Origin of the sequence: Cognatilysobacter bugurensis, assembly GCF_014652095.1 — a bacterium.
Classification (GTDB): Bacteria; Pseudomonadota; Gammaproteobacteria; order Xanthomonadales; family Xanthomonadaceae; genus Cognatilysobacter; species Cognatilysobacter bugurensis.
On record NZ_BMYD01000002.1, the window covers coordinates 219504 to 245151 of the forward strand.

At 70.4% G+C, this 25648-nt stretch carries 24 protein-coding genes; 10 read left to right on the plus strand and 14 right to left on the minus strand.

The window, feature by feature from the left end; genetic code table 11:
• Positions 1–61: 61 nt before the first annotated feature.
• The 4 genes from IE075_RS08110 to IE075_RS08125 all read right to left on the minus strand — a co-directional run bounded on the left by IE075_RS08110 (position 62) and on the right by IE075_RS08125 (position 5342).
• Positions 62–1366: a DUF445 domain-containing protein gene (locus IE075_RS08110; RefSeq protein WP_189455234.1), complete on the minus strand. Its 1305-nt coding sequence runs from the start codon at positions 1364–1366 to the stop codon at positions 62–64.
• 113 nt (positions 1367–1479) lie between these two features.
• Positions 1480–3018: a UdgX family uracil-DNA binding protein gene (locus tag IE075_RS08115; RefSeq protein ID WP_189455236.1), complete on the minus strand. Its 1539-nt coding sequence runs from the start codon at positions 3016–3018 to the stop codon at positions 1480–1482.
• Position 3019: 1 nt separating this feature from the next.
• The gene (locus tag IE075_RS08120; RefSeq protein WP_189455238.1) at positions 3020–4279 is read right to left on the minus strand and encodes a putative DNA modification/repair radical SAM protein; all 1260 of its coding nucleotides are present in this window, start codon (positions 4277–4279) and stop codon (positions 3020–3022) included.
• Positions 4280–4319: 40 nt separating this feature from the next.
• Complete coding sequence (locus IE075_RS08125; RefSeq protein WP_189455240.1) at positions 4320–5342, minus strand: GGDEF domain-containing protein; 1023 nt, start codon at positions 5340–5342, stop codon at positions 4320–4322.
• A 242-nt stretch (positions 5343–5584) separates the two neighbouring features.
• On the opposite strand from IE075_RS08125, the gene IE075_RS08130 reads away from it, so the two are divergent.
• The 3 genes from IE075_RS08130 (at position 5585) to IE075_RS08140 (ending at position 7716) form a co-directional block, all read left to right on the plus strand.
• Entirely contained in the window at positions 5585–5893 is a 309-nt protein-coding gene (locus IE075_RS08130; protein WP_189455242.1) for a hypothetical protein, read from the plus strand.
• A 68-nt stretch (positions 5894–5961) separates the two neighbouring features.
• Positions 5962–7080: a patatin-like phospholipase family protein gene (locus IE075_RS08135; RefSeq protein WP_189455244.1), complete on the plus strand. Its 1119-nt coding sequence runs from the start codon at positions 5962–5964 to the stop codon at positions 7078–7080.
• A 180-nt stretch (positions 7081–7260) separates the two neighbouring features.
• Positions 7261–7716: a hypothetical protein gene (locus IE075_RS08140; protein ID WP_189455247.1), complete on the plus strand. Its 456-nt coding sequence runs from the start codon at positions 7261–7263 to the stop codon at positions 7714–7716.
• Between the two features lie 66 nt (positions 7717–7782).
• On the opposite strand, the gene IE075_RS08145 is transcribed toward IE075_RS08140, so the two are convergent.
• The gene (locus IE075_RS08145) at positions 7783–8211 is read right to left on the minus strand and encodes a hypothetical protein (RefSeq protein WP_189455249.1); all 429 of its coding nucleotides are present in this window, start codon (positions 8209–8211) and stop codon (positions 7783–7785) included.
• A gap of 143 nt (positions 8212–8354) precedes the next feature.
• On the opposite strand from IE075_RS08145, the gene IE075_RS08150 reads away from it, so the two are divergent.
• Positions 8355–9200: a TolB family protein gene (locus IE075_RS08150; protein ID WP_189455250.1), complete on the plus strand. Its 846-nt coding sequence runs from the start codon at positions 8355–8357 to the stop codon at positions 9198–9200.
• Between the two features lie 19 nt (positions 9201–9219).
• Here the strand turns inward: IE075_RS08150 and IE075_RS08155 are convergent, their stop codons facing one another.
• Both IE075_RS08155 and IE075_RS08160 read right to left on the minus strand, forming a co-directional pair.
• The gene (locus tag IE075_RS08155) at positions 9220–9648 is read right to left on the minus strand and encodes a VOC family protein (protein ID WP_189455252.1); all 429 of its coding nucleotides are present in this window, start codon (positions 9646–9648) and stop codon (positions 9220–9222) included.
• A gap of 135 nt (positions 9649–9783) precedes the next feature.
• The gene (locus IE075_RS08160; protein ID WP_189455255.1) at positions 9784–10863 is read right to left on the minus strand and encodes an alpha/beta fold hydrolase; all 1080 of its coding nucleotides are present in this window, start codon (positions 10861–10863) and stop codon (positions 9784–9786) included.
• A 226-nt stretch (positions 10864–11089) separates the two neighbouring features.
• On the opposite strand from IE075_RS08160, the gene IE075_RS08165 reads away from it, so the two are divergent.
• A complete protein-coding gene (locus IE075_RS08165) occupies positions 11090–11953 on the plus strand; it encodes a formate/nitrite transporter family protein (protein ID WP_189455257.1) in 864 nt (287 codons plus the stop codon).
• Positions 11954–11980: 27 nt separating this feature from the next.
• Here IE075_RS08165 and IE075_RS08170 read toward each other — a convergent pair whose 3' ends face one another.
• Positions 11981–13414: a cryptochrome/photolyase family protein gene (locus IE075_RS08170; RefSeq protein WP_189455259.1), complete on the minus strand. Its 1434-nt coding sequence runs from the start codon at positions 13412–13414 to the stop codon at positions 11981–11983.
• 164 nt (positions 13415–13578) lie between these two features.
• Here IE075_RS08170 and IE075_RS08175 point away from each other — a divergent pair, with 164 nt between their 5' ends.
• Positions 13579–14496, plus strand: a complete 918-nt coding sequence (locus IE075_RS08175) for a 5'-nucleotidase, lipoprotein e(P4) family (RefSeq protein ID WP_189455261.1) — start codon at positions 13579–13581, stop codon at positions 14494–14496.
• A gap of 174 nt (positions 14497–14670) precedes the next feature.
• Here IE075_RS08175 and IE075_RS08180 read toward each other — a convergent pair whose 3' ends face one another.
• Positions 14671–15732: an SDR family NAD(P)-dependent oxidoreductase gene (locus tag IE075_RS08180; protein ID WP_189455263.1), complete on the minus strand. Its 1062-nt coding sequence runs from the start codon at positions 15730–15732 to the stop codon at positions 14671–14673.
• A 108-nt stretch (positions 15733–15840) separates the two neighbouring features.
• Here IE075_RS08180 and IE075_RS08185 point away from each other — a divergent pair, with 108 nt between their 5' ends.
• The gene (locus tag IE075_RS08185; protein WP_229792412.1) at positions 15841–16536 is read left to right on the plus strand and encodes an SOS response-associated peptidase; all 696 of its coding nucleotides are present in this window, start codon (positions 15841–15843) and stop codon (positions 16534–16536) included.
• Positions 16537–16604: 68 nt separating this feature from the next.
• Here the strand turns inward: IE075_RS08185 and IE075_RS08190 are convergent, their stop codons facing one another.
• Positions 16605–17372: a hypothetical protein gene (locus tag IE075_RS08190; protein WP_189455267.1), complete on the minus strand. Its 768-nt coding sequence runs from the start codon at positions 17370–17372 to the stop codon at positions 16605–16607.
• A gap of 282 nt (positions 17373–17654) precedes the next feature.
• Between IE075_RS08190 and IE075_RS08195 the strand changes: the two genes are divergently transcribed.
• On the plus strand, positions 17655–19517 hold the full coding sequence (locus tag IE075_RS08195; protein WP_189455276.1) for a diguanylate cyclase domain-containing protein: 1863 nt from the start codon (positions 17655–17657) through the stop codon (positions 19515–19517).
• 151 nt (positions 19518–19668) lie between these two features.
• Here the strand turns inward: IE075_RS08195 and IE075_RS08200 are convergent, their stop codons facing one another.
• Both IE075_RS08200 and IE075_RS08205 read right to left on the minus strand, forming a co-directional pair.
• Positions 19669–20193 carry a fasciclin domain-containing protein gene (locus IE075_RS08200; protein ID WP_229792441.1) on the minus strand — a complete coding sequence of 175 codons (525 nt, stop codon included), beginning with the start codon at positions 20191–20193 and terminating at the stop codon, positions 19669–19671.
• Positions 20194–20480: 287 nt separating this feature from the next.
• The gene (locus tag IE075_RS08205) at positions 20481–21551 is read right to left on the minus strand and encodes an alkane 1-monooxygenase (RefSeq protein ID WP_189455280.1); all 1071 of its coding nucleotides are present in this window, start codon (positions 21549–21551) and stop codon (positions 20481–20483) included.
• Positions 21552–21753: 202 nt separating this feature from the next.
• Here IE075_RS08205 and IE075_RS08210 point away from each other — a divergent pair, with 202 nt between their 5' ends.
• Positions 21754–22545 carry a ZIP family metal transporter gene (locus IE075_RS08210; RefSeq protein WP_189455282.1) on the plus strand — a complete coding sequence of 264 codons (792 nt, stop codon included), beginning with the start codon at positions 21754–21756 and terminating at the stop codon, positions 22543–22545.
• 63 nt (positions 22546–22608) lie between these two features.
• Here the strand turns inward: IE075_RS08210 and IE075_RS08215 are convergent, their stop codons facing one another.
• Positions 22609–23499 carry a manganese catalase family protein gene (locus IE075_RS08215; protein ID WP_189455284.1) on the minus strand — a complete coding sequence of 297 codons (891 nt, stop codon included), beginning with the start codon at positions 23497–23499 and terminating at the stop codon, positions 22609–22611.
• A gap of 219 nt (positions 23500–23718) precedes the next feature.
• Here IE075_RS08215 and IE075_RS08220 point away from each other — a divergent pair, with 219 nt between their 5' ends.
• Positions 23719–24390: an SDR family oxidoreductase gene (locus IE075_RS08220; protein WP_189455286.1), complete on the plus strand. Its 672-nt coding sequence runs from the start codon at positions 23719–23721 to the stop codon at positions 24388–24390.
• Positions 24391–24574: 184 nt separating this feature from the next.
• Here IE075_RS08220 and IE075_RS08225 read toward each other — a convergent pair whose 3' ends face one another.
• Positions 24575–25573: an SDR family oxidoreductase gene (locus IE075_RS08225; protein ID WP_229792413.1), complete on the minus strand. Its 999-nt coding sequence runs from the start codon at positions 25571–25573 to the stop codon at positions 24575–24577.
• Between the last annotated feature and the right edge of the window lie 75 nt (positions 25574–25648).

The window sequence follows — 25648 nt, forward strand, 5'->3', positions numbered from 1 at the left end:
TTGCGGAGGGCGGCCGGCCCGGGGCAGTCGATCGACCCAGCCGCGCCGCCGTCGGAGCGCGTCACGCCATCAGGGCTTCGATGCCATGCAGCAGTGCGAACAGCAGGCCGCCGATCAGTGCGCCGATCGCCGTGCCGTTGTAGCGGATGTACTGCAAGTCGCCGCCGATCGACAGCTCGAGCTCACGGGTGAGCTCGTCGGCGCTCCAGCGCTCCATGCGCTCGGCGATGAAGCCGCGGGCCTTCTCGCGCAGCGGGTCGATCATCGGCTCGAACGTCTCGATGACCGAGTCGTTGATCCACGCGCGCATCTCCTCGCTTTCGAGCAGGCGCGCGCCGAGCGACTGGGTGCCTCGCACCAGCCGCTCGCGCACGGCGGAGTCCTCGCGCTGCACGTCCGATTCGAGCCAGGCGACGAGGTCGTCCCAGAGGCTGCGCAGGTAGGTGTCGAGCTCGGGCTGTTCGAGCATGCGGTCGCGGAGCCCGTCGAGGCGCTCGCGGAAGCCGGGGTCGTTCTCGAGCCGTTCGATCAGCTCGTCCAATTCGCCCTTGAGCCGCTGGCGCAGCTCGTGGTCGCGGTCGGCGGCCATCTCGGCGACGAGCGTGGTGAGGCCGCCGACGAGCTTGTCGGCCACCTTGTCGGCGAGCATCTCGTCGAGCTTGGCGTAGCGCAGGATCGACCACGCTTCTTTCGCGGCGCGCTCCGAGATGCGCCGGTGCGTCTCGGGCGACTCGAGCACGCCGGAGAGGTACTTCAGCGAGGCGTCGACGAGGGCTTCATGGCGGCCCTCGACGGTGAGCTGGCGCAGCCCGAACGAGGCGACGCCCGAAAGGTCCACGCGCTGCAGGCGCCGGTGCGCGGCGTCGCGGATGAAGCGGTGCAGCGGCTCGCTGTCGAGCAGGCCGAGCAGGTGCGGGATGGCCGCGGTGAGCCGCGAACCGAGCGCGCGCGCGGTCTCCGGCTCGGCAAGCTTGCCGGCGAGCCGCGCGGCGACGTCGAACGTGCGCAGCCGTGCGAGCACCTGCGGCTTGTCGAGGAAGTGGTTGGTGATGAAGTCGCCGAGGTTGCGGCCCAGCGCGTCCTTCTTGTTCGGGATGATTGCCGTGTGCGGGATCCAGCGCTGGCCGAGCGGGTGCTTGAACAGCGCGACGACCGCGAACCAGTCCGCCAGCCCGCCGACGAGCGCGGCCTCGGCCATCGCGGCGATCAGATCGAAGCCCCAGTGCGGATGCACGCGCCCGAGCGCGGTGGCGACGACGAGCACCAGCCCGGCTGCGATCAGCAACGCCACGGCAATGCGCTGCTTGCGGCGCAGCGCCTGCTCGCGTGGGGTCAGCGCCGGCGCGGCGTGCGCGGCGGCCGTCATGCGGGAACGATTCGATGAGTCAAGGCCAGGGCCATGCGGCGTGCTGCGGTCGCGGGTCCGGCCGACAGGCTACCGCTGCCGGCGTGCAGGCGGCGAGTTCGCGTGGACGGCGGCTATTCGACCGGCTGGCCGGCGAGCAACGCGAGGTCGTCCACGAAGCCGCGGAATGCGGCCTCGCGTGCGGCACCGTCGCGCTGGCGCAGCACCCAGGCCGGGTGCACGGTGACGAGCGCGGGCGTGCCGTCCTGCGCGGCATGCCACTGCCCGCGTTCGGCGAGTAACGCGACGCGTCGGCCGAGCACCGCCTCGGCCGCGGTGACGCCGAGGCAGACGATGCGCTCGGCGCGGATCGCCGCCAGCTCGCCCTGCAACCACGGCAGGCAGGCGCGCTGCTCGTCCGGGGCAGCGCGCTGGTGCAGGCGCTGCTTGCCGCGCTGTTCGAACTTGAAATGCTTGACCGCATTGGTGACGTACCACGCGCGCCGGTCGAGGCCGAGCTCGCCGAGCGCGCGGTCGAAGAGCTGCCCGGCAGGGCCAACGAATGGGCGACCGAGCAGGTCTTCCTGATCGCCGGGCTGCTCGCCGACGACGACGATGCGCGCATCGTCCGGCCCTTCGCCGAACACGGTGCCGGTCGCCGGCTCCCACAGCGGGCACGCGCGGCAGGCGCGTGCGCGTTCGCGCAGCGCGGCCAGGCCCTTCGACTGCGCTTCGAGCGTGGCCGCCTGCTGCGCGGCGCGCGCAACCATGCGCGGCTTGCGCGTGGGCTGCGCGTCGCGCTCGGCCATCTCGCGCACGCGCTCGCCGGCGCCGCGCATCAGCGCGGGCAACTGGTGCGTCTCCGGCAGGTGACGCCAGTACTTGACCGGCATCTCCTGCCGCATTGCACGCGGGTTGAGCCGCGCGGGATTGAAGATGTTCGCGTAGTACGCGCGCCACAGCGCCTCGTGCGCGTCGTGCGCTGGCGCTTCATCGAAGCGCGCACCGTCGCCGAAGTGCAGCGATTCGCCGTCCCAGAGCGCGCGGCGGTACGGGGTGAGGATCGCCCAGCGCATGCCCGTGAAGCGACGCGCGAAGAACGGCGCGACGAGGTCGACGATGAAGTGCTCGGGCTCGAACCAGGCGATGTAGGCCTCGTGCGTGGCGTCGTTCGCGACCGGGCTTGAGGTGCGCGCGATATCGGCCGCGTCGGCGACTGCGCCGTGCTGAAGGGCATGGCGCGGCGCGCTGTCGCCGACAACGCGGAACCGCACGAACGCCTTCATCTTGTGCGCATCGCGGCGCACCGACTTCTCGAGCGCGAGCGCGCGGTGCACGTCGGCATCGAGCGCATTGCGCAGCAATTGGGGCTCGCCGTAGGCAATGCGCCACAGCAGCCGGTACAGCAGCGCATGACGCTGCGGGTCGCGATGCGCGAGCACCCGTGTGGCGAGCACGAAAAACGCCCGCGGCACGTTCGGCGCCGCGCGAACGGGCTTGAGATCGACGACCGGCGGGGCGGCAAGCAACGAAGGCGCGTCGGCGTCGTGCCAATCGAGCGCGTCGGGCGGCACGTTCGCGCACAGCGCGGCGCGTGCCTGCGTGCGCCAGGCATCGAGATCCCACGCGGGCTCGACGTGCGCGGAACAGCGCGTGGCGGTCGGCGCGTCCACGTCAGCCGAACAACGACGCCTGCTGCGGCGGCGGCGCGAGCTTCGCGCGCAACAGCTCCGGCCGGTCGAGCGAGCCGCGCGGATGGTGGTCGAGCACCTGCACGAACGGCAGCACTTTCGACAGCGGCGCGCGCAGCCGCGCGAGGTCGTCGAGGCGCAGGCGTGCGTAGCGACGCGCGCCGAGGATGCGCTTGACGCTGCGCGTGCCGAGTCCGGGCACTCGCAGCAGCCGCTCCTTCGGCGCGGTGTTCAGATCGACCGGAAACTGCTCGGGATGGCGCAGCGCCCAGGCGAGCTTCGGGTCGACGTCGAGATCGAGCAGCGTCGCGCCCGGCTGCGTGCGAGGCGCGATCTCGTCGACCTCGAATCCGTAGAAGCGCATCAGCCAGTCGGCCTGGTAGAGCCGGTGCTCGCGCATCAGCGGCGGCGCCTTGAGCGGCAGCACGGCCGATGCGTCGGGAATCGGGCTGAAAGCGGAGTAGTAGACGCGTCGCAGGCGGTAGCTGCCATACAGGCGCGCACTGGTGTCGAGCACGTCGCGATCGTCCGCGCTGTCGGCGCCGACGATCATCTGCGTGCTCTGGCCCGCGGGTGCGAAGCGCGGCGGCTTCGCCTTCGCACGCGGCGCGGCGTCGGCTGCGCGCACCTGCTCTTTTGCTTCCTCGATGCGCCAGCGCAGCTGACCCATTGCACCGCGGATGCCGGTCGCGTCCTTCTCCGGGGCGAGCGCCTGCAGGCCGGTCTCAGTCGGCAGTTCGACGTTGATGCTGAGCCGGTCCGCGTATTTGCCTGCAAGCGCGAGCAGTTCGGGCGAGGCGTCGGGAATCGTCTTGAGGTGGATGTACCCCGCGAACGCGTGGTCTTCGCGCAGGCTGCGCGCGACCTCGACGAGCTGCCCCATCGTGTGATCGCCGCTCTTGACGATGCCGCTCGAGAGAAACAGGCCTTCGATGTAGTTGCGCCGGTAGAAATCGAGCGTGAGCCGCACGACCTCCTCCGGTGTGAAGCGCGCGCGGCGCACGTTGCTCGACACGCGGTTCACGCAGTACGCGCAGTCGTAGATACAGAAGTTCGTGAGCAGGATCTTGAGCAGCGACACGCAGCGCCCGTCGGGCGTGTACGAGTGGCAGATGCCCATGCCTTCGGTGCTGCCGATGCCGCCGGTGCCGCGCGAATCGCGCTTGCCGGCGCCGCTGGACGCGCACGAGGCGTCGTACTTCGCGGCGTCGGCGAGGATCGAAAGCTTGTCGAGAATGTGCACGCTGCGCTCCGCCGGTGCGGCCAGTGTCCGGCCATGCGTCTCAGCCTGTGCGACTGGACGGCGCCGCAGGCTCTGCGGCGGGGTCGGCATTCACCACGCGGTCGCGCCCTTCGGATTTCGCGCGGTAAACGGCCGCGTCCGCGCGTGCGAGCCAGGCGTCGGCGGTTTCGCCGGGCCGGTGCATCGCGAGCCCGATCGACACCGTGAGCGGCCGGTCGCGCACGCGGATCTTCTGGCGCACCGCGGCATTGACGAGTTCCATGAGTCCGGCTGCGTCGGCGGTGGTGATATCGGGCATCACGAGCACGAACTCTTCGCCGCCGTAACGGTAGAGTCGGTCCTGCGGCCGGACGAGCTGTCGCACGAGCCGGGCGAAATCGGCCAGCGCGCGATCGCCTGCCGCGTGGCCGTGCCGGTCGTTGACCTGCTTGAAGTGATCGAGGTCGAGCACTGCGAGCGCGAACGGCCGGTGGTCGACCTGTCGTGGCGAGAGCCGACGCAGCATCGCCTCGAGCGCACGGCGGTTGCCTGCGCCGGTCAATGCGTCCTGACTCGCGATGTGCTCCAGCCGCTGGCGCAGGGCTTCGAAATAAGCGATGCCCACCCAGGCCACGACGATCACGAGCCCGGCCGCGGCCACGAACGTCGCGGCGACTTCGAACGCCGCAAACGACAACGAGCGAACGCCGGCGTACAGCGTGGCGAGGAGCGCGAGCCCGCAGGCCCAGGGCCGCGGCGCGATCGCGAATGATCCGAGGATCACCGGGAACAGCCAGAACAGGCCCGGCATCCCAAGCAGGTCGACCTTGAGCATCGACGCGGCGAGACTCAGTGCCGACATCGCCGTGCCCATCGCCATGCTCGGACCGCGCCAGTGCAGCCAGCCAAGCGCGAGCGCAAGCCCCGCGGCCCAGCCGACGTCGACCCAGGCCGCCGCGGGCTGGTGAGCCGCGAACCGCAGCGCGGCGATGACGATCAGCGCGACGATGCCGATGCGGCCGATCCACAGCTGCAATACATGCCGGAACGCGGGCTCGGCATTGAGGGCAGGGGCTGCAGGCACGTCGGGCGGTGTCCTCGAAGACGCAGCCAGTCTAGGTGCCTGCAGGGGCGTGAAGGTGTGAGGCGCGGGCAGCGCTGCATGCGGCTGATAAGGCAGGCCGCGCTGCACGCGATGTCGTCGTCGGCGCGCGATCGCGCGCGTCTCGCGCCGAGTTGAGTCCGGGACTCGCAGGGCCGTGGAGCGACGACACGGCCTGCACCGCCCGGCCGCGACGCTGGCGCCCCCGGTTCCGCGGACGCGCCATGCATCTGGTCCAACTGCTTCTTCCCCTCTACGACAACAGCGGCGCGTCGTTCGAGCGCACGAGGTTCGACGAGGTGCGCGCCGAGCTGGCCGGCGAGTTCGGAGGCGTGACCGCCTACGTGCGGGCGCCTGCAGTCGGACTCTGGGAAGACGACGACGGCGAATGCGAGCGCGACGACGTGATGTTGTTCGAAGTGCTGGTCGAGTCGCTCGACCGCGAGTGGTGGGCGCGCTATCGCAAGACGCTCGAGCGTCGCTTCGCGCAGGACAGCGTGCTCGTGCGTGCACTGCCCGCCGAGCAGCTCTAGCGCGGCATCAAAACACCGACAAAACGTTCACACGCGCCAAGCATCCGCGAAGCGAGCATCGATGGCTCATGGAACGGGGCAGCGCAATGGACGTGATTGCGGTATTTGGTGGCGGCGGCTCGCTTGGTGCATTCGATTGCGGTGTGTGGAGCTTGCTGGCTCCGGTGTTGCGCACTCGCGGGGCGCGACTCGTCGCAGTCGGCGGGGTATCAATCGGTGCGCTCAACGCGGCGTGCATCGCGCGCGGCGGCAGCGACCTGCGCGGCGGTGCAGCGCGGCTCGAGGCGCTGTGGTGCGAGCAGCTGACGACGCCATCGATGCCGTTCGACACGCTGCCGCATGCGTCGGCGCCGCGCTGGAACGGCCTGCTGACCGGCCTGTTGCTCGGCAATACGACGCTCTACCGCGCGAACCCGTGGCATTGGAATCCATTCGCGGGGCTCGATCGTCGTGCCCGTCCGCTCATGGACCGCGAAGGCCTGTGGCGCTGTATCGCCGCGAACCTCGACGGGCTGGGCGTCGCCGGTGCGCACACGCCGCTGCTGTGCGTGCCGGCGGTCGATGTCGCCGACGGCTCGCTCGCGCTCTTCGACAACGCACATGCTCCGTTGACGACGGCGCACCTCGCGGCGTCATCGGCATTGCCGCTGCTGTTCGAGCCGGTCGAGGTCGAGGGTCGGTGGTACTGGGACGGCGACATCACGCGCGAGCCGTCGCTGCCGCTCATGCTCGAGCGACTGCGCGAGCGAGGCTGCCTTGCACGCAATGACGCCGATGGCGGCCACGATGTCGAGCGGGATGACGACGCGGACGACGCAACCCCGACGTTGCTGCTCACGATCGACCACCACCCGCGCCGCGGTGCGCGCGTGCCCACCGGGGGTGTCGAGCTCGCGCATCGCGCGCTCGACCTGTTGCTCGGCGGCAAGTACGCCTTGCCCGCGAGTGCCATGTCGGGCATCACGCACCGGCTCGAAATCGAACGCGACGCGCTCGAGCACGACGATATCTCGGGCATCCTCGATTTCTCGCCAGGCCGCATCGACGCATTGATCGAGCAGGGCCGTCGCCACGCCGAGCGCCTGTGCGAGCGCGACTGGCCCATGCTCGAGCGCGAGTCAGCGCCGACATGGCATCCCGGTGCGATGCCTGCGGGGCGGACGCGCCGCAATGCGGTGCTGCACTGACGCGCTGCCCGCGAGGCATGCGTCCGTTCGTTGGGCCCGCATCGACGACGCATGCCGTGCTTGTAAGCACCGCGTCGTGGAATGCGCCCGCGTGCTTGACGGTCGGGTGACGCGTCGGCGCGCAGGATCGGACATGTCCCTTCCCGGCCGCGCTCGACGCGGCGCAGACAGGAGCCCCGCATGAACACTCCCCGCAGCTCGAACTCGGGCCAAGAATCCCGCGACCGTCCCATGCCGCCGACGGACCGCGACCGCACGATTCCCGACACCAGCCCCGACGACCGCCCCGGCTACGGCGGCGGCATGTTCGGTTATCCGGTGAATGCGCGCGACGCCGTGCGCGACGCCGTGGTCGGCACCGCACACGGGCGCGGCGACCGCAGCGACGCCGGCGACGAGGCCGATGACCGCAAGGGCGACGTGCCGATCGGCTCCGCGCTGCAGGCGGCGCAGGGCATGGGCGGCTCGGCCGGTGCACGCAATGCGACGGCCGACGCCGGCGGTGACCTCGCCTCGGGGCCGAACACGCTCGGCGCGACCACCGGCGGCGAGCGCGCAGTGGCCGGGCGCACCGACGCGAACCGCAACTCGCGCGACGACCACAGCAGCCTCGGCAGCGACGGCGGCGTGATCTGACGCCGCGTCGCGGCGCCGGCATGAACTGACGGCAGCGCGCATGCCGCGCGCTGCCGGTCTCGCGTCTCAGTCGAGCCGTTGCAGACCGTGCGAGGGGTCTTCGCAGACGGTCATCGTCCGCGGCGCATTGACCTTGCCGGTCGCACGCACGCGCGTGCCGACGGCAAGGGTCTGCAAGTCACCGATGGCCTGCGCGCGGCACAGGTTCCAGCGGGCCGGGAACTGCAGCTCGACCGTCCCATGGGCGGCGCTGTCGAGCTTCACCGTCGCGTTGCCGTCGTACGCCCACGGCGCGGTGTCCACCGCGATGACGCGGCCCTCGACGGTGGCGTTCGAGCCTTCAACCAGCGACGCGGACGGTGCGCCCGTGGTCGGCGTCGCCGTCGGTGCGCTCGCGGTGCTCATGCAGCCTGCAAGCGCCGCAGTGAGCACGAGTGCGAGCGCACTCGACTGCAGGGCGCGCGGGCCGGAGGCGAATCGGGTGCGATGCGACATGCGTAGGCTCCAGTCGGGGGATGCGCCATCGTCGCAGACTCGCGGTCACGGCCGGGCCGTGCCGGATGTCACCACGACCGCCGCCACGTGCGCGCCGGCGCGCCGGTCCCGATGCTGTGCGTCCCCACCCGGACGCCCCGTCGATGCACATCACGATCGCCTGTCTCTGCCTCGCGGCCGCCGCCGCGACCACAACGGCCGACGCCTCGCCGGTGCGGCTCGACGTCTCGAGCGAGCGCAGCGACTACAACCTCAGCACGAGCGCGGACGGGCAGCGCCGCGTGTTCGCGCGTTCGGATGCGCAATTCGAGAATGCGCGCATCTTCGAATCCGTGCGCTCCGCGACAGGCTGGAGCGCGCCGCAGCCGATCGCGTTCACCGACACCCGCTGGCGCGATTCCGACCCGTGGCTCACGCCCGACGGCCGGACGCTGTACTTCATCTCGGACCGGCCCACGCCGTCGCGCGGCGAGCGGCACGACCTCGACCTGTGGCGCGCGCACCGCACCGATGACGGCTGGAGCGCGCCCGAGCATCTCGGCGATGCGGTGAACAGCGTGGGCGAGGAGCTCGGCCCCGAACTGCACGGCGACACGCTGTACTTCGCCTCATCGCGCGCAGGCGGCCTCGGCGGTCTCGACATCTACGCCGCGCGCGTCGAAGGCGGGCGCATCGAAGCCGCGCAGCCGCTGCCCGCGCCGCTCAACAGCGCGACCAGCGAGAGCGATCTGACGTTCACTGCGGACGGGCGCACCGCCGTGTTCTGGCGCGTGGTCGATCGTCGCCTGCTGTTGCACACCGCGCAGCGCGACGGCGAGGGCTGGTCGACGCCTGCGCCGCTCGGCGCCGCCGCAAACCCCGGGCCGATGCAGATCACGCCCGCGTTCGCCGCGGATGGCCGCTCGCTCACGTTCGCAAGCGACGCGCCGCGCGCCGGACAGGGCGCCGGCCTGTTCGATGTCTACGAGGTGCGCTGGCCGCTCGAGTGAACCGTTCGCGCCGCCCCGGTCAGGTCGCGAACAGCTGGCCTTCGATGTCGGCGAACGCCTTGAACTCGAGCGCATTGCCGGACGGATCGAGCAGGAACAGCGTGGCCTGCTCACCGGGCTGGCCCTTGAAACGCACGTGCGGCTCGATGCCGAACGTCACGCCGGCCGCGCGCAGCCGGTCAGCGAGCGCCTGCCAGTCGTCCATCTCGAGCACGACGCCGAAGTGCGGCACCGGCACGTCGTGGCCGTCGACCGCGTTGTCGCCCGCGACCGGCGGCGCCATGCCGTCGACCTGGTGGCAGACGAGTTGGTGGCCGAACAGGTCGTAATCGACCCAGCGCTCCGAGCTGCGGCCTTCGCGGCAACCGAACAGCCCGCCGTAGAACGCACGTGCGGCGGCGAGGTCGTGCACGGGGATGGCAAGGTGGAACGGCGTGAGCTTGGGCATGGGGGCGGGCACTGGCTGAAGGGTGCGGCGGCCGCGTCTGCGATCGCCGCGGTCGATGCTCGCATGCCGCCACGGGCGACTTGAAGGCTCGAATTGGCGGGTCGGACGAGCGGCGGCGCTAAAGCGCTGCGAATCTCATTTGCGATCGGGCGCGGCCGGCGGCCGCACGTCGCTGCCCAGCGCATGGAGCAGCGCGGCGTGGAACCGCGCAGGCGCCTCGATGTGCGGCGCATGGCCGAGGTCGTCGAACTCAACGAGCTTCGCGCCCGGGATGCGTGCGGCCGTGGCGCGGCCGAGCGCGGGGTAATCGCCGAGCGTCTTCGCGACCTCGGGCGGCGCGCGATTCGCACCGGGCGCGGTGGTGTCGTGCTGGCCGATCAGCAGCACGGTCGGCACGGTGAGCCGGTCGAACTCGTGCACGACCGGCTGCGTGTGGATCATCTCCGAGGTCTGCGCCTGGTTGTAGGCAACGCGCCGCGCGCCCGGGCCGGCGTACATGCCGGCCAGCATGCGCACCCAGCGGTCGTAGCCCGGCTGCCACGGGCCGCGGTAGTAGTGCTTCTGCTGGTAGGCCTTGATGCGGGCGTAGTCGGTCTTGAGCTCGTTTGCATACAGCGCGTCGATCGGTGCATACGGCACGCCCTTTGCGCGCCAGTCCTCGAGGCCGATCGGGTTGACGAGCACGAGTTGCTCGACGCGATCGGCGTGGTTGAGCGCGAAGCGCGCCGCGAGCATGCTGCCCATCGAATGGCCGATCAGCGTGGCGCGCTCGACGTCGAGCGCATCGAGCAATGCGTGCGTGTTCCACGCAAGCTGGTCGAGGCTGAACTGGTAGCCCTCGGGCTTGCTCGACTTGCAAAAGCCCACCTGGTCCGGCGCGATCACGCGCCAACCTGCATCCGCCAGCGCCGCGATCGTGTCTTCCCACGTCGCCGCGCAGAAGTTCTTGCCGTGCAACAGCACCGCAGTGCGGCCGTTCGCGGGACCGGCCGGCGCGACGTCGAGGTAGGCCATCTCGAGCCGCTGGCCCTGCGACTCGAACGCGTGCAGCTGCACGGGGTGCGGGTAGTCGAAGCGCTCGAGCCGTGCGCCGTAGCGCGGCACGCCGTCCGCGGGCGCGGCGGGTGTGTCCGGAGCTGCGAATGCAGCGAGCGCAAACGCCGGAAGTGCGGCGCCGGCCAGGCAGCGAACTGGAAGACGAAGACGGATCGACATCGCGAGCACCGGGCGGGGCAGGCCCGCGACGCTAGCGCGCGAATCGCGGCGACGTCGTGAAGTGGCGGCGCGGCGGGCGATAGCGACTCGGTCCGATCGCGCGGCTCGCTCCTTCTCGACTGCAAGCCTCGACCGGAGCGCGCTGACGATGCGATGCGCACGCAGCCCTCGCCCATCTCTCACCGTGCGCTGTCTACGCTGGCCGCCGGTTTCATCAGGACGGACGATGGCGACGCAACGCAATGGCATCGACGACGATCGGCCCGGGACGGACGAGGACGGCGTGTCACTCACCGCGCAGGAGGCATCGGAGGTCGACGAGAAGCGCCCGACGTCGGTGCAGGTGCTGCACGAGACCGTGCGCCTCGAGGGCGAGTCCGAGCTCGCGCGCCCGGCGTCCGCGCTGCTGTGGTCGGCGCTCGCGGCGGGCCTGACGATGGGCTTTTCGATGCTCGCGCGCGCGTTGATGTTCGCGCACTTCGGCCACACGCCCGCGGGCTGGCTGCTCGCCGGCATCGGCTACTCCGTCGGCTTTCTGATCGTGATCCTCGCGCGCCAGCAGCTGTTCACCGAGAACACGCTCACCGCCGTGCTGCCGCTGATGACGCATCCGCGTTTGAAAACGCTCGGCCGGCTGCTGCGGCTGTGGGGGCTCGTGCTCCTCGGCAACCTCGTCGGCGCCGCGCTGTTTGCCTGGGGCCTGCGTCATCTGGACGGGCTGGAAACGGCCACCCACGAAGCGCTGCTGTCGATCGGCCGGCACCTGATCGACCTCACGTCGTGGCAGGTCTTCAGTCGCGCGATGATCGCCGGCTGGCTCATCGCCACGCTGGTGTGGCTGATACCGGGCGCGGAGACCGCGCGCGTGACGATGATCGTGGTGATCACGTCGTTGATCGGGCTCGGCGGCTTCGCGCACATCGTCTCGGGCTCGGCCGAAGTGCTGTACGTCGTGTTCAGCGGCGGCGCGTCGTTTACGGAATTTGCGATGCGTTTCGCGCTGCCCACGCTGGCCGGCAACGTCGTCGGCGGCAGCCTGATCTTCGCGTTGATCAGCCATGCGCAGGTGCGCGGAGACCGATCGCACTGAGGCCGGCTCGACGCGGCGGCGTGCGGCTCAGGTGCGGTGCAACGCTTGGTACGCCGCGAGCGCCTCGTCGCGGCCGCGCGCGAGGTCGACGATCGGGCGCCGCGGGTAATCCGGCGCGATGCGACGCACGAGGTCGGGCGCGGTCCACGGTTCGAACACCGCCTTGTCGGGCAGCGGCGCGAGCTCGGGCAACCAGCGCCGCACGTAGGCACCATCGGGGTCGAAGCGGCGCGCCTGCAGGACCGGGTTGAAGACGCGGAAGTACGGCGCGGCATCCGCGCCCGTGCCGGCGACCCATTGCCAACCGAGCGCGTTGTTCGCGAGATCGGCATCGACGAGCGTGTCCCAGAACCAGCGCGCGCCGACTGACCAATGCACGCGCATGTGCTTGGTCAGCAGGCTCGCAACGAGCATCCGCACGCGGTTGTGCATGCGTCCGCTGTGCCAGAGCTCGCGCATGCCCGCGTCGATGATCGGGATGCCGGTGCGGCCGCGGCGCCAGGCGTCGAGTTCGGCCTCGTCCGAGGTGCGCCACTCGAACGCATCGAATCGCCCATCGAGGTTGTGTTCGGCCGTGTGCGGGTAGTGGTGCAGCAGGTGATGCGCGAACTCGCGCCAGCCGAGCTGGCGCACGAATGCATCGACCTGCTCGCGCGGCGCTGCGCTTGCCTCGACTTCGGACACCACGCGGCCGACCGCGATCTCACCGAAATGCAGGTGCGCGGACAGCCCCGACGTGCCGTTGCATGCAGGCGCATCGCGGCCTTCGGCATAGCCGGCGAGCGCGGTGTCGATGAAGCGCCGCAGCGCGCGCAGTGCACCGGCCTCGCCCGGTTCGGACGTGTCCCAGAACCCGGCGTCCCAGCGCACGCGCGGCGCCAGCCCGAGCGAGGCGGGCGCACCGATGCCGAGATCGCGGCACGCCTGCGCACCCGGCGCTGCGGCGGGAATCCGCGCGGGCGCCGACCACGCGCGCCACGGCCGTCGCTGCGCCTGCGCGGTTTTCCAGTACGCGCCGAACACGCGGTACGGATCGCCGGATTTCGTCGCGACGTCCCACGGCTCGTGCAGAAGCGCGCCATTGACGCTCTGCGCGAGCAGGCCCGCGTCGCGCAGCTGGCGTTTGACATGCGCATCGCGAGCTTCGATCGCCGGTTCGTAGCGGCGCGTCCAGAACACCGCGCGTGCGTCGGCCTCGTGTGCGATGCGCTGCAGTGCGTCGACGCTGTCGCCGTGCACGCAGTGCAGGCGCGCGCCCCGGGCCTGCAACGCGGCGTCGAGCGCGTCCAGCGATCGTGCGCGCCACGCATTCGATGCCGCGCCCGGCGCCCATGCGCCCTCCTCGTGGGGCGCATGCACGTACACGCAGAGCACGTCGAAGCCGCGCTCGAGCGCGAGTCGCAGCGCCGGATGGTCATCGAGGCGCAGGTCGTTGCGGAACCACAGCAGCGCGGTCGGCATGGGAGTCACGGGCGAAGCGGGCGCCCATTGGAGCGTGTCGGAGCGCCGGACGGAACCGCACCCGCGCGACGCCGCGTTGCACGCACGCGCCGGCCGCTTGCCGGGCGCTGACGCACGGGCGCAACATCTCCGGTCGAGACTGGCCGGCCGTTGTGGAGATTCCGATGCGCGCTTCGATGCTGTCCGCCGCGGTGTGCGGCCTTGTCCTCATCGCCGGTTGCAAGCCGGCTGCCCGGAGCGGCGATGTCGCCGTCGATGCCCCGACGCCGGCCGCAGCGGCCACCCCGGCGACGGGCGTGGCCCCCTCGATGGCCGACGACAACCTCAACGCGGTGGCGTGGATGCAGAACTCGGTCGAGTACAAGGCCCTCAGCGCGCAGACCTACCACGCCGCCGCGCAGCTGCTCGACCGTGCGCTGGCCGAGCCGAACTGGGACGCGCTCGTGCCCGGCGAGCGCGCCGACGCCGCGACCGGCAAGCCGCCGGCCGTAATCCTCGACGTCGACGAGACCGTGCTCGACAACTCGCCCTACCAGGCGCGCCTGATCGCCGACGGCAGCGAGTACGACGAAACCAGCTGGGACCGATGGGTTTCGGAAAAGAAGGCCAAGCCGCTGCCGGGCGTGGTCGACTTCACCAAGGCCGCAGCCGCAAAGGGCATCACCGTGCTGTACCTGTCGAACCGCTCCGAGCACCTGCAGGACGCCACGCTCGAGAACCTCCGCGCCGCCGGCCTGCCGGTCAAGGACGAGAGCGTGTTCCTGGGCCTGGGCACGTTTGTCGAAGGCTGCGAGCAGGTCGGCAGCGAGAAGGCCTGCCGGCGCCAGCTCGCAGGGCAGCAGTACCGGGTGCTGATGCAGTTCGGCGACCAGCTCGGCGACTTCGCGCAGATCCTCGCAAACACGCCCGAGGGCCGCACGGCGCTGTACGAGGAACACCGCGATTGGTTCGGCGAGCGCTGGTGGATGCTTCCGAACCCGACCTACGGCTCGTGGGAGCCGGCGATGTTCAACAACGACTTCGCGCAGCCGCGGGAAGCGCGTCGCGCCGCCAAGCGTGCGTCGCTCGACGTCGCGCGCTGATCAGTCGCGGACCCGGGGCGGGGCGTCGCATGTCCCCCGTTCAACCGACGCCGCGGCGCAACCGCGGCGTTGTCGTTTCTGCACTCCGCGCCGTGCGCTCAGTGCCGGTGCGCGTCATCGCGCGCGCATTGACTGCGTCGGCGCTGCGCCGGCAATCGCCGCCAGTTGCCCCACTCACACGCCCCAGGCGCCCGCGTCGTCCCAGGCGCGGTCGTGATCGCGCGCATTTGCTTCGAGCCGCATGCGCTCGCGCACGTGGCCTTCCACGGCGCGGCCGTCGACGACGGGCGCATGCAACGCGCCTGACGTAGGCGCTGCCGCGGGCGCACGTTCGATCTGCAGCGCATGCTCGATCCGCGCGGCCGTGCGATCACCAAGGCCTGGCAGCAGCCGGTGCCCGGCATAGGCGGCCTTCGCCTTCCAGCCCACGAGATGCCGGCGCTGCGGGTGCAGGCAGGCGTGCACGATGCGGTCGACCGCCTTTGCGGCGCCGTCGGGAAGCGGCAGCTGCACGGAGTGGCCGCTGTGGTTAGCGGCATGGCGGTCGAACGGCGTGTCGGTCGCCCACGGCATCACGGTGGCCACGTGGACGTCGCGCAGCTGCGCAAGTCGCAGCTCCTGCACCAGCGAGCGGCCCAGGCTCAGCACCGCGGCCTTCGTGGCTGCGTAGCTTGCGTGGTAGGCCAGGGGCACTTCGCTTTCGATTGAGCCCACGTTCACCAGCGTGCCGCGGCCCTGGGCGCGGAACTGATGCAGCGCGATGTGGCTGCCGTGGATCACGCCGCCGAGGTTGATGTCGACCAGCCGCGCGTGGTCCTCCAGCGGAATGTCCCAGAACGGGCCGATCGCGCCGAGCCCGGCGTTGTTGACCCAGATGTCGATGCGGCCGAAGCGCTCGACCGTGGCGTCGCGCAGCCGCTGCACGTCGTCGGCGCGGCTCACGTCGGTCGTCACTGCGAGCGCGATGCCGCCGCACGCATGGATCTCGTCGACGAGTTGCTCGAGCAGCGGCGTGCGCCGCGCCGCGACGACGACGTTCGCGCCCATCGCGCCTAACCTCAGCGCGACACCGCGCCCGAGTCCGCTCGACGCGCCCGTGATCACGCAGGTCACACCGTCCAGCCGGCGTTGCGAGCGCTGCCGTGCGCGCCATAAGGCCACGCCGCCCACCACTGCCGCGCTGGCGAGCAGCGGCGCAGCCCACGCGGCCCAGTTCGATGTCCGTGCGGTCGTCATTGCCCGCTCCCGTATTACCCGAGGACCCGCAGCATCGCCATCGCGACGTCGCCCGACGGTGATCAGGCGCGGCCGTAGGCGCGGCGTGGCGTCGACATCGCCGTCGCCGTGGCTGCCTATAGTCGGCGCATGTGCGGACGAGACACCCTCTTTGCCACGTGGGCGCAGGTGCGGGCGTTCTCGCAGCCGCTGCCCGTGCTAACCCCTGAAGCCGAACCGGAACCGACGTGGAACCGCGCGCCCACCCAGCGCGGCTGGGCGATCGTCGCGCACGAGGACGGCGGCGAGGCGCACGAGATGCGCTGGGGCCTGCTGCCGCCGTGGGCGAAGGACACCAAGCTCGCGTACTCGACGATCAACGCGCGGCTCGAGTCGGTCGCCGAGAAGCCCGCGTTCCGCAGCGCGTGGAAGCAGCGCCGTGCATTGATTCCGAGCACCGGCTATTACGAGTGGATGCAGCTGGACGCGAAGACCAAGCAGCCGCACTTCATCCACCTCGACGGCGCGCCGGTGATGTTCTACGCCGGCCTATGGGAGCGCCGCAGCGACGACGCGGACAACGAGCTGCTCACCTACAGCGTGATCACGCGCGCGGCCGACCAGACCGTCGAGACGGTGCACGACCGCATGCCGCTGATCCTGCCGCCGACCGTATTCGCCGACTGGCTGCACGGCACGGCTGACGAGGCGATGGAGATCGCGCAGTCGGTGCCGTCCGCGCCGCTCGTGTTCCACAAGGTCGACCGTGCGGTCGGCAATGTCCGCAACCACGGTCCGGAGCTGATCGAGCCGCTCGTGCAGTAGCGCCCGGCCGCGTGCGCCGCGGCTTTCACGCGCGTTGCTCGCTCGGGACGTGTGGGACAGAGCCTGCCTCAGGGGGTGTGGGCCGCCTCGACCACGCGCGGTCGAGCGAAGCGCAGCCACAGCGTTTGCCCGATGAGCACGACCGCAATCACCAGCGCGATGCCGGCCGCGACCTGCGAGCCGTCGAGCGTGCCCTGCGACTGTCGCACCACGACCGCCGCCAACCCCCACACCGCGGCCGCGACGTACGCGACGTTGCCGCGCATGCGCGCATTGAGCACGAGCAGCACGACCGCCGCGAGCACGAACAGCACGGCGCTCCAGCCCAGCATGTCGTCGACCGGCAGCATGCGGTACGCGACGATCGTCTGCGCGACGTTGAGAAACGCCGCGAGCGAGAGCCAGCCCGCGTGCAGCGACAACGGCAACCAGGCCCACAGGCGCTGGCGCGCGACCGGTGCCGCATCGCGCGAGAGCACGACTGCCGCGCGCGCCGTGCAGGCCAGCGCGGCAAAGATCACGAGCACGCACAGGCCGAACAGGCCCATCGAGAACAGCGGCATCCACACGGCGGTCAGCGCGAACCCCGCGGCTGCGAGCGGCGCCACGCGCGCGAGCGTCGGGTCGCGGCGACGCTCGCCTGTCGCCTGCCAGATCGCATAGGCCACATCGAGCGCGAAGATCAGGCCCCAGATCGAGAACGCATAGCCGGCGGCGACGAGCAGCGTGGGGAACGCATCCGACACCACGTCCTGCGTCGGCCCGAACGCGCCGCGCTGCGAGAGCCACGCGACCAGCGGCATCGCAATCGACATCAGCACGACAAGCAGGCGCATGGAGCACTCCGGTGGGCGGTGCGCGCAGCCTGAGGCTTGACGCGTGCGAGGCCAGTGATCGACGCAGGCGCGCGGAAGCATCAACGACGCGCACGAGTTGGGGCATGTCGTACCGCTACAGGCCATGCATTGGAGCCGCAGCCGCGTGCCCGGGGTTTCGACGGCGGGCCCCCCGTGACGTGCCTGAACCGATAGACGCAGCTGGCGTTGTTTCACTCGTGAATCACGCTGCTCGCACCCGCGATCGTCGATGCTCATGCGCTGCATTCCTCGCCGGTCACCATGGTCGAGCATCGCGCCCCATCGCCAGATTCCGCGCCCGTTGATGCGCGTGCGGACGCGGCGTCGCGTGTCGAGCGCGACCGGCTGCGTGCGCTCGTCGATCGGCTTCAGTCTCTGTTCGCGACCACGCTGGTCGGCGACGCTGCATTCGCGCGGCTGCTCGACTCCGTCATCGCGCTCACCGGTGCCAACGGCGCATCGCTTGGCGTGATCGACGGCGACGAGATCGAAACCGTGGCCGTGGCGGGCGACATCGACACCCAACCGGGCCAGCGCGCGCCGCGGGCGGCCGGCGTACGCGGCCGCGCCGCGAGCGACCGCGCGTTGCGCCAGGACCGCGACGGCAGTGGCGCGCGTCTGGCGATGCCGGTGTGCCACCTGGGCGAAACGCTCGGTGTGCTCGAAGCCGTCGCGCGATCTGCTGCAGCGTCGGGGAACGGAGACGTGCAAGCCGCGCCCGGCGCGCCTGCGCTCGATGCCGTGTCGCTCGACGCGATGCGCCTGGTCGCGGGGCTGGCCGGCCTCGCGCTCGGCCGTCAGCACGTGCTCGCGCACAGTGCGCGAATGGAAACCGAGCGCGCGAGCCTGCAGCAACAGGCGATGACGCTGCTGACCGCGACGCCGACGGCCACGATCGTGCACGACCTCGACGGCCGCGTGCAGCTGTGGAACCCGGCCGCCGAGGCGCTGCTCGGCTGGTCGCAGGACGAAGTGATCGGGGAACCGGTGCCGGTGGGCGAGGAGAATGCCGCGCGTTTTGCCGATCTCACCGCGCGCATCGTGCGCGGCGACCTGCACCCGCAGGCGATCCTGCGCCGGCCGCGCAAGGACGGCACCCACGTGCACGTGCGCGTGAGCGGCGCCGCGCTGTACGACGAAAGCGGCGACGTGGTGGGCGTAGTGCGCACGATCGAGGACGTGAGCGCGCTGACGGTGCACGCCGAGGCGCTGAAGACCGCGGCCGATCGGCTGCACCGCATCCTCGAGCATTCACACGATGCATTCGTGAGCCTGGACGAGGACGGCCGCGTGCTCGAGTGGAACCGCGCCGCCGATGCCCTGTTTGGCTGGTCGCGCAGCGAGGCGCTGCTGCGGCCGATGCACGAGCTCGTGGCCGCACCTGAGCTGCATGATGTGCACTTCGCCGAGCTGCGCCGGATTCTGGAGTCCGGCCAGAGTGAAATCGTCGGCCGCCGCATCGAAATCATCGGCCAGCGCCGCGACGGCACCGCGGTGCCGCTCGAGTTGTCGGTCAACGCGACCACGCTCGACGGGCGCCCGGCGTTCGATGCGTTCGTGACCGACATCAGCGAGCGCCATGCGCAGCTCGACGCGCTGCGCGAGCGCATCGGCCGCGACACGTTGACCGGCCTGCCCGATCGCGAGCATTTCCGGAAGCGGCTGCGCGCGCTGCTCGACCGGCACCGCGACCGTCCGCAGCACGTCGGCATTGTCCTGCTCGACCTCGACGGTTTCCGCGCGATCAACGAGCTCTACGGCCACGCGACGGGCGATGCGTTGCTGCAGGTGTTCGCCGAGCGGCTCGTCGACGCGGTGCGCGAACAGGACACGGTCGCGCGCCTCGGGGGCGACGAGTTCGCGCTCGTGCTCGAGCGGCTGCGCGATGCGCGCGAGGACGCGCCGACGGTCGCGCAGAAGCTGCTCGCCGCGTTCGATGCGCCGGCCGCCGTGCGGCAGACCGCGCTGCCGCTGGAAGTGAGCCTCGGCGTCGCGCTGCACGAGTACCCGCACGACGATGTCGACTCGCTGATGCACCGCGCGCACGAGGCGCTGCGCGAGGCGAAGCGCGCCGGCGGTCGCCGCTGGGCGGTGGTGGCAGGCCGGGGCCCCACGGCGGGCTGACAGCACCTCGGCGGCACGCGTCACGCGTACGGCCGAGCCGTGCAGCCGGCGCGCCCATAAAAAAGGGACGGCCGAAGCCGTCCCAATCGCCCCAAGCATCAGGTTGTATCTGGATCGAATCCGTCTGACCGGATCCGGCGGTTCGGGTCGGTCAGGCGCCGGGCATCAGCACGGTGTCGATCACGTGGATCACGCCGTTGCTCTGCATGACGTCGGCCGTGGTCACCGTGGCTTTGTTGCCCTTCGCATCGGTCACGATCACGTTGCCGTCGACCACGTTCGCGGTGAGCGTGCCGCCCTGCACGGTGGTCAGCGTCGCGCTGCCATTGCCGGCCTGGATCTGCGAGGTCAGCGTGGCCGCATCGACCTTGCCCGGCACCACGTGGTACGTCAGCACCTTGGTGAGGTCAGGCTTCATTTCCGGCGTGACCAGCTTGTCGACCGTCCCGGCCGGCAGCTTCTCGAACGCGGCGTTCGTCGGCGCGAACACCGTGAACGGGCCCGGGCCCTTGAGCGTGTCGACGAGCTCGGCGGCCTTGACCGCGGCAACGAGCGTGGTGTGGTCGGCCGAGTTGACGGCGTTGTCGACGATGTCCTTGTCCGCGTACATCGGCGCGCCACCGACCATCGGGTTCTGCGGCGCGGAGTCGGCCGTCGTCGCGGGTTCCATCGGCATCGGCGCGGCAGGCGCGGTGTCAGCGGCCGGGGCGGGCACGGCGGCGGTTTCGGCGGGTTCGCTGCACGCGCCGAGGGCAAACGTCGAAGCGATGGTGAGCACAAGCAGGGCACGTTTCATCGGGAAGCTCCGGTCTGGGAAGGACGCCGCGAGTGCGGCGGTCTGATCCAGTTACGGGGCGACCGGGCGTTTGGATGCAGGTGCGTGGCGCCGGTGCGACGGCGATGCGTCGCGCCGATCACTCACCGCGACGGTGCCCCGTGGTCCGTGCGATCCGGTCCCGCTGCTCAGTGCCCGGCGCGCCAGCGCGCGAGCACCGGATGCACCGCGCGGAACCACAGCGGCGGCACCAGCGCGAGCACGAACATCGCCCCGTAGCCGCCCGGCAGCTGCGGGCTGTCGGCGTGGTGGCGCAGCGCCGGGTAGCGCCGGCGCGGCGAGGCGTGGTGATCCGAGTGGCGCTGCAGATGGAACAACAGCCAGTTCGAGAGCCGGTAATCGGAGTTCCACGAGTGCAGATGCGTCGTGCGTTCGTAGCGGCCGTCGGGCAGCTGCGCGCGCTCCAGCCCGTAATGCTCGATGTAATTGATGATCTCGAGCGACACCGCGGCGAAGAACCCCTGCGCGATAAAGAACACGAACCCTGGCGCACCGAGCCAGACGGTGAACGCGGCCGCGAGCCCAAGCCACAGCGCGGTCCAGCCGACGAGCTCGTTGCGGGGATGCCAAGCCGGCAGGCCGAGCCGCGCGACGCGCTGCGCCTCGAGCTGCCACGCGCGCTGCGTGTTGCGCCACAGTGCGCGCGGCACGAATGCCCAGACCGACTGGCCCATGCGCGCGCTCGATGCGTCGGCCGGCGTGGCGACGTGCACGTGGTGCCCGCGCAGGTGCTCGACCTTGAAGCCGTGGTAACCAACGCTCGCCAGCAGGGCGCCACCGGCCGCGCGTTCGAGCCGCGAGTCCTTGTGGATCAGCTCGTGCGCGGTGTTGATCGCGAGCACGCCGCCGACCACGCCCTGTGCGATCAGCCAGCCCAGCTGGCCGGCGGAATCGAACGGCGCATGGGCGAAGTGATGGGCCGACCACGCCAGCACCAGCAGGTGCACCGGCAACGCGAGCAACGTAAGGCCCCGGAACCAGGCATCGGCTTCGAGCTGCTCCGCCTGTGCGGGCGTGGGGTTCGTCGAATCGCGGCCGAGCGCGTAATCGGCAATCGGCACCAGCCCGAACAGCACCGCGAGCGGCAGCCACGCGAACAGGTCGACGTAGCCCGTCCAGCTCCCGAGCGCGGCCGACAGCGGCAGCAGCGCAGGCACGGTGTAGACGAGCGCAAATCCGCAGCGTTGGAACAGGTTCATGGCACGCCCCCGGGTCATGGCCACCGCCGACTGTACTCTCGCGGGCGGTATCGAAGGCGGCCGCCTGTCGCGTTGACGCGCGGCCGACGCACGCACTGCCACGGTCGACCCGCCTCATGGAGACCGCCGTGCCCGCTTCGTCATCGTCACCCGTCCTGATCGCCGCCTGCCTGCGCTTCACCCGCCACGTCGGGACAGCCCGATGCTGAGCGCGGCGGCCGGCCTGCCGCCCACCCAGGCCGCGCTGCTGGGCGGCACCCTGGCAGCACTGATGACGACGCTCGGTGCGCTGCCGGCGCTGTTCATCGCGAAGCTAGGCGCACGCACGAACGATGCACTGCTCGGCTTCGGCGCCGGCGTCATGCTGGCGGCGAGCGCGTTTTCCTTGGTGTTGCCCGGCATCGAGGCCGCCGAGGCCCAGGGCTGGGCGCCGTTCCCGGCCGGCGGGCTCGTGGGCGTGGCGCTGCTCGCCGGTGCGGCGCTGCTGCTGTGGATGGAGCGGTCGATCCCGCACGAGCATTTCATCAAGGGCGCCGAAGGCCGCTCCGGTCAGAACCTCAAGCGCACCTGGCTGTTCGTGTTCGCGATTGCGCTGCACAACGTGCCCGAGGGCCTCGCGATCGGCGTCGCCTTTGCAAACAACTTCGGGCAGGGCGCGGCGCTCGCAACGGGCATCGCGGTGCAGGACATTCCAGAAGGGCTCGTGGTCGCTGTGGCGCTGATCACGGCCGGTTACACGCGCGGCACGGCGGTCCTCGTCGCGGCGATGTCAGGCGTCGTCGAGCCGATCGGCGCGCTGATCGGCGCCGCGGTCGTCACGGCACTGCCGTTGCTGCTGCCCGTCGGGCTCGGCATCGCGGCAGGCGCGATGCTCTACGTCGTCAGTCACGAGATCATCCCCGAGTCGCACCGTCAGGGGCACGAGCACTGGGCGACCTCGGGCCTGATGGTCGGCTTCGTCCTCATGACGCTGTTGGACACGGCGCTGGGGTGAGGCCGTGCACCCGCATGCCGCCTCTCTCGGCATGTGGGTGCGACCCCATGTCGCTTGACTGCCTCAGTGACGCGGTTGCAGGTTCTCGCCGCGCCCCAGCATCGCCCCGGTCACCGGGTTGACGTCGCGGTTCGACTTCAGGCGCGTAGCCATCTGCTCGACCGCCTTCTTCTGCTCGGACTTCAGCTTCACCGAGCCCAGCCCGTCGCCGCCGTCCATCGCCAAGTGCTCTTCGCGGCTGGAGACGTAGCGGAAGTCCTCGTCGTTGTTCCACGGCCCGCGCATGTCGGCCTCACCCTGCGAGGTGTTGACATACGCGTCGGCGAACTCCGGCATTCCGGCCAGCTTGCCCGGCGGGAAGTTCGAGTCGATCGAATAGAGCGCCTTCTCGAACGACTGCTGGTGCGCGATCTCACGCGTCATCAAAAAGCGCAACGCATCCTTGACGCCGACATCGTCGGTCACGTTGATCAGGCGCTCGTAGACGATCTTCGCTCGCGCTTCAGCGGCGATGTTCGAGCGCAGATCCGCAGTCGGCTCGCCGATGCTGTCGATGTAACCGCCGGTCCACAACTGGCCGCCGGAGTTGATCAGCGCAGGACCGCCGCCGTAGAGCACCTGCGTGACGTGCGAGGAGTTGCCCGCGCCCTGCAGCTTGCGGAACATCTCGGCCTCGGAGTCGACGGCTTCGGCAAGCTCGCCCTTCGCACCCTTGTTCAGCATCGCGACCATCGTGCCGATGACTTCCAGGTGGCTCAGCTCCTCGGTTGCGATGTCGAACAGCATGTCGCGACGGCCCGGATCGTCTTCGGCCAGCGCCTGGGTGAAGTAACGCATGGCTGCGGCGAGCTCGCCCTGTGGGCCGCCGAACTGCTCGAGCATCAGGTTCGCTAGCGCGGGATTGGGTTCGTGCACATGCACGGAGTACTGCAATCGCTGGTTGTGTGAAAACACGTGACTGGCTCCTTGTTTGCATCGGATGGCGGCGATACGCGCCGCCTTGCGGTGGGTCGCACGGGGCGACCGTTTTTCACTATCCGCAAGCACGGTTAACGATCGGCATCCGTCATGTGCAGACCAGCGCGACCGTAGGCCAACACCTGCGCGATGCACGCGGCTTGAAGCACGCGGTCATCGACGCCATGACAGGTCGACATCCTTTGGAGAATCGGCATGTCCACCGTCCTCATCACCGGCGCGAACCGCGGTATCGGCCTCGCGCTTGCGCAGCACTTCACGGCCCGCGGCGATCGCGTCATCGGCGTCTGCCGCCACTCAAGTGAAGCGCTGGAAGCCACCGGTGCGCAGGTCGAGGCCGGCATTGACGTGACCGACGCAAAGGCGATTGCAACGCTGCCCGAACGGCTCGGCACCACGCGCATCGATACGCTCGTGCTTAACGCTGGTGTGCTCTCGCGTGAAGCGCTCGGAGAGATCGACGAGACCGGCTTCGAGGCCATGCGGCAACAGTTCGAGGTCAATGCGCTTGGTCCGCTGCGCGTGGCGCAGGCCCTGCTCGACCAGCTCGCGGTCGGGGCGAAGATCGGCATCGTGACGAGCCGCATGGGTTCGGTGGCCGACAACGGTTCGGGCGGCCGGTACGGTTACCGTGCGTCGAAGGCGGCGGTGAACGCGATCGGCAAATCGCTCGCGGTCGACCTCAAGCCGCGCGGCATCGCGGTGTTCCTGTTGCATCCGGGTTACGTCGCGACCGAGATGGTCGGCGGCACCGGCGACGTGCAGCCCGAGCAGGCGGCGGCGCAGCTCGTCGAGCGGCTCGACACGCTGACGCTGGAGCAAAGCGGCACGTTCTGGCACGCGAACGGCAGCGAATTGCCTTGGTAAAAGCAGAGGGCCTACGGCGCCGGCGGTGCTTGCCTCCGCGCCGGCAATCGCAGGCGGCGTTTTAAGCCGCGGATCTTGATCATCACGGTGCGCGGGATCGGCGCGCCGGTCGCGACCACCCACGCCCCGCGGCGGCCGTGATCAGGCCGCCGCGGGGGTGTTGCTGATGGGTGTCGCGGCGTGCTCAGCCCCGTGGGCCGCCCATGACGGGCAGGATCGCGCCGTTGACGTAGCTCGCCGTCACCGGCGAGGCCAGGAACACGTAGGCGGGCGACAGTTCTTCAGGCTGCGCCGGGCGCTTCATGTCGCTGCTCTTGCCGAACTCGGCCACTTTGTCGGCGGGCTTGTCGGCCGGGTTCAGCGGCGTCCAGACGGGGCCGGGGGCGACGCAGTTCACGCGGATGCCGCGATCGAGCAGATTGGTCGCAAGCGACTTCGTGAACGCGTGGATGGCGCCCTTCGTTGCCGAGTAATCGAGGAGCTGCGGGTTGCCGAAGATGCCGGTTTCCGAGCCCGAGTTGATGATGCAAGCGCCTTCCTTCATGTGCGGCAGTGCGGCGCGCGCCATGTGGAAGTAGCCGCCGATGTTCGTCTCCAAAGTCTCCATCAGGTGCGCGTCGGTGATGTCCTCGATCGACTCCGCGTGTTCCTGGAATGCCGCGTTGTTGACGAGGATGTCGAGCCGGCCGAACTTCTTGACGACCTGCTGCACGGCGCTTTCGCAGAACTTCGTGTCTTTCACGTCGCCGGCGATCGTCAGGCAGCGGCGGCCTTCTCGCTCCACGTAGGCCTGCGTGATTTCGGCGTCCTTGTGCTCGTCGAGATACAGCACCGCCACGTCGGCGCCTTCGCGGGCGAACAGCACCGCCACCGCGCGGCCGATGCCGGAGTCGCCGCCGGTCACGATCGCGACCATGTCCTCGAGCTTGCCGCTGCCGCGGTAGTCGGGCGCCTCGAAGCGCGGCTGAAGTTCGAGCTCGTGCTCGTTGCCGGGCTTGTCGAGATGCTGCGCCGGCAGCGACTCGGGCTGCTTGCGCGTGCCGGCCTGCACCGCGCCTGTGTCCTCGTCATCGCCGCCGTCGCTCTGCGCGTCCTTCGCGGCGATCTTCGACTGGATCTTGCGCTGCTTCTGCGCGGCGCTGTCGCCGCTTGAGTTTTGTTCGGGCTTCTTGCTGCTCGCCATGCTGCGTTCTCCTGGAGGCAAGGCGGCGGCCCGGTGCCGCCGCGGACGTCGCGAGGATGCGCAGCGCTGCAGAAA

What these genes read in the sequence shown, in the direction of transcription:
- IE075_RS08110 (WP_189455234.1), bottom strand. Translation starts at nt 1,366, where the DNA reads ATGACGGCCGCCGCGCACGCCGCGCCGGCGCTGACCCCACGCGAGCAG.
- IE075_RS08220 (WP_189455286.1), top strand. Translation starts at nt 23,719, where the DNA reads ATGTCCACCGTCCTCATCACCGGCGCGAACCGCGGTATCGGCCTCGCG.
- IE075_RS08195 (WP_189455276.1), top strand. Translation starts at nt 17,655, where the DNA reads ATGGTCGAGCATCGCGCCCCATCGCCAGATTCCGCGCCCGTTGATGCG.
- IE075_RS08205 (WP_189455280.1), bottom strand. Translation starts at nt 21,551, where the DNA reads ATGAACCTGTTCCAACGCTGCGGATTTGCGCTCGTCTACACCGTGCCT.
- IE075_RS08180 (WP_189455263.1), bottom strand. Translation starts at nt 15,732, where the DNA reads ATGACGACCGCACGGACATCGAACTGGGCCGCGTGGGCTGCGCCGCTG.
- IE075_RS08170 (WP_189455259.1), bottom strand. Translation starts at nt 13,414, where the DNA reads ATGCCGACCGCGCTGCTGTGGTTCCGCAACGACCTGCGCCTCGATGAC.
- IE075_RS08145 (WP_189455249.1), bottom strand. Translation starts at nt 8,211, where the DNA reads ATGTCGCATCGCACCCGATTCGCCTCCGGCCCGCGCGCCCTGCAGTCG.
- IE075_RS08225 (WP_229792413.1), bottom strand. Translation starts at nt 25,573, where the DNA reads ATGGCGAGCAGCAAGAAGCCCGAACAAAACTCAAGCGGCGACAGCGCC.
- IE075_RS08200 (WP_229792441.1), bottom strand. Translation starts at nt 20,193, where the DNA reads ATGCCGATGGAACCCGCGACGACGGCCGACTCCGCGCCGCAGAACCCG.
- IE075_RS08150 (WP_189455250.1), top strand. Translation starts at nt 8,355, where the DNA reads ATGCACATCACGATCGCCTGTCTCTGCCTCGCGGCCGCCGCCGCGACC.
- IE075_RS08155 (WP_189455252.1), bottom strand. Translation starts at nt 9,648, where the DNA reads ATGCCCAAGCTCACGCCGTTCCACCTTGCCATCCCCGTGCACGACCTC.
- IE075_RS08135 (WP_189455244.1), top strand. Translation starts at nt 5,962, where the DNA reads ATGGAACGGGGCAGCGCAATGGACGTGATTGCGGTATTTGGTGGCGGC.
- IE075_RS08140 (WP_189455247.1), top strand. Translation starts at nt 7,261, where the DNA reads ATGAACACTCCCCGCAGCTCGAACTCGGGCCAAGAATCCCGCGACCGT.
- IE075_RS08190 (WP_189455267.1), bottom strand. Translation starts at nt 17,372, where the DNA reads ATGCGCCTGCTTGTCGTGCTGATGTCGATTGCGATGCCGCTGGTCGCG.
- IE075_RS08175 (WP_189455261.1), top strand. Translation starts at nt 13,579, where the DNA reads ATGCGCGCTTCGATGCTGTCCGCCGCGGTGTGCGGCCTTGTCCTCATC.
- IE075_RS08130 (WP_189455242.1), top strand. Translation starts at nt 5,585, where the DNA reads ATGCATCTGGTCCAACTGCTTCTTCCCCTCTACGACAACAGCGGCGCG.
- IE075_RS08165 (WP_189455257.1), top strand. Translation starts at nt 11,090, where the DNA reads ATGGCGACGCAACGCAATGGCATCGACGACGATCGGCCCGGGACGGAC.
- IE075_RS08210 (WP_189455282.1), top strand. Translation starts at nt 21,754, where the DNA reads ATGCTGAGCGCGGCGGCCGGCCTGCCGCCCACCCAGGCCGCGCTGCTG.
- IE075_RS08160 (WP_189455255.1), bottom strand. Translation starts at nt 10,863, where the DNA reads ATGTCGATCCGTCTTCGTCTTCCAGTTCGCTGCCTGGCCGGCGCCGCA.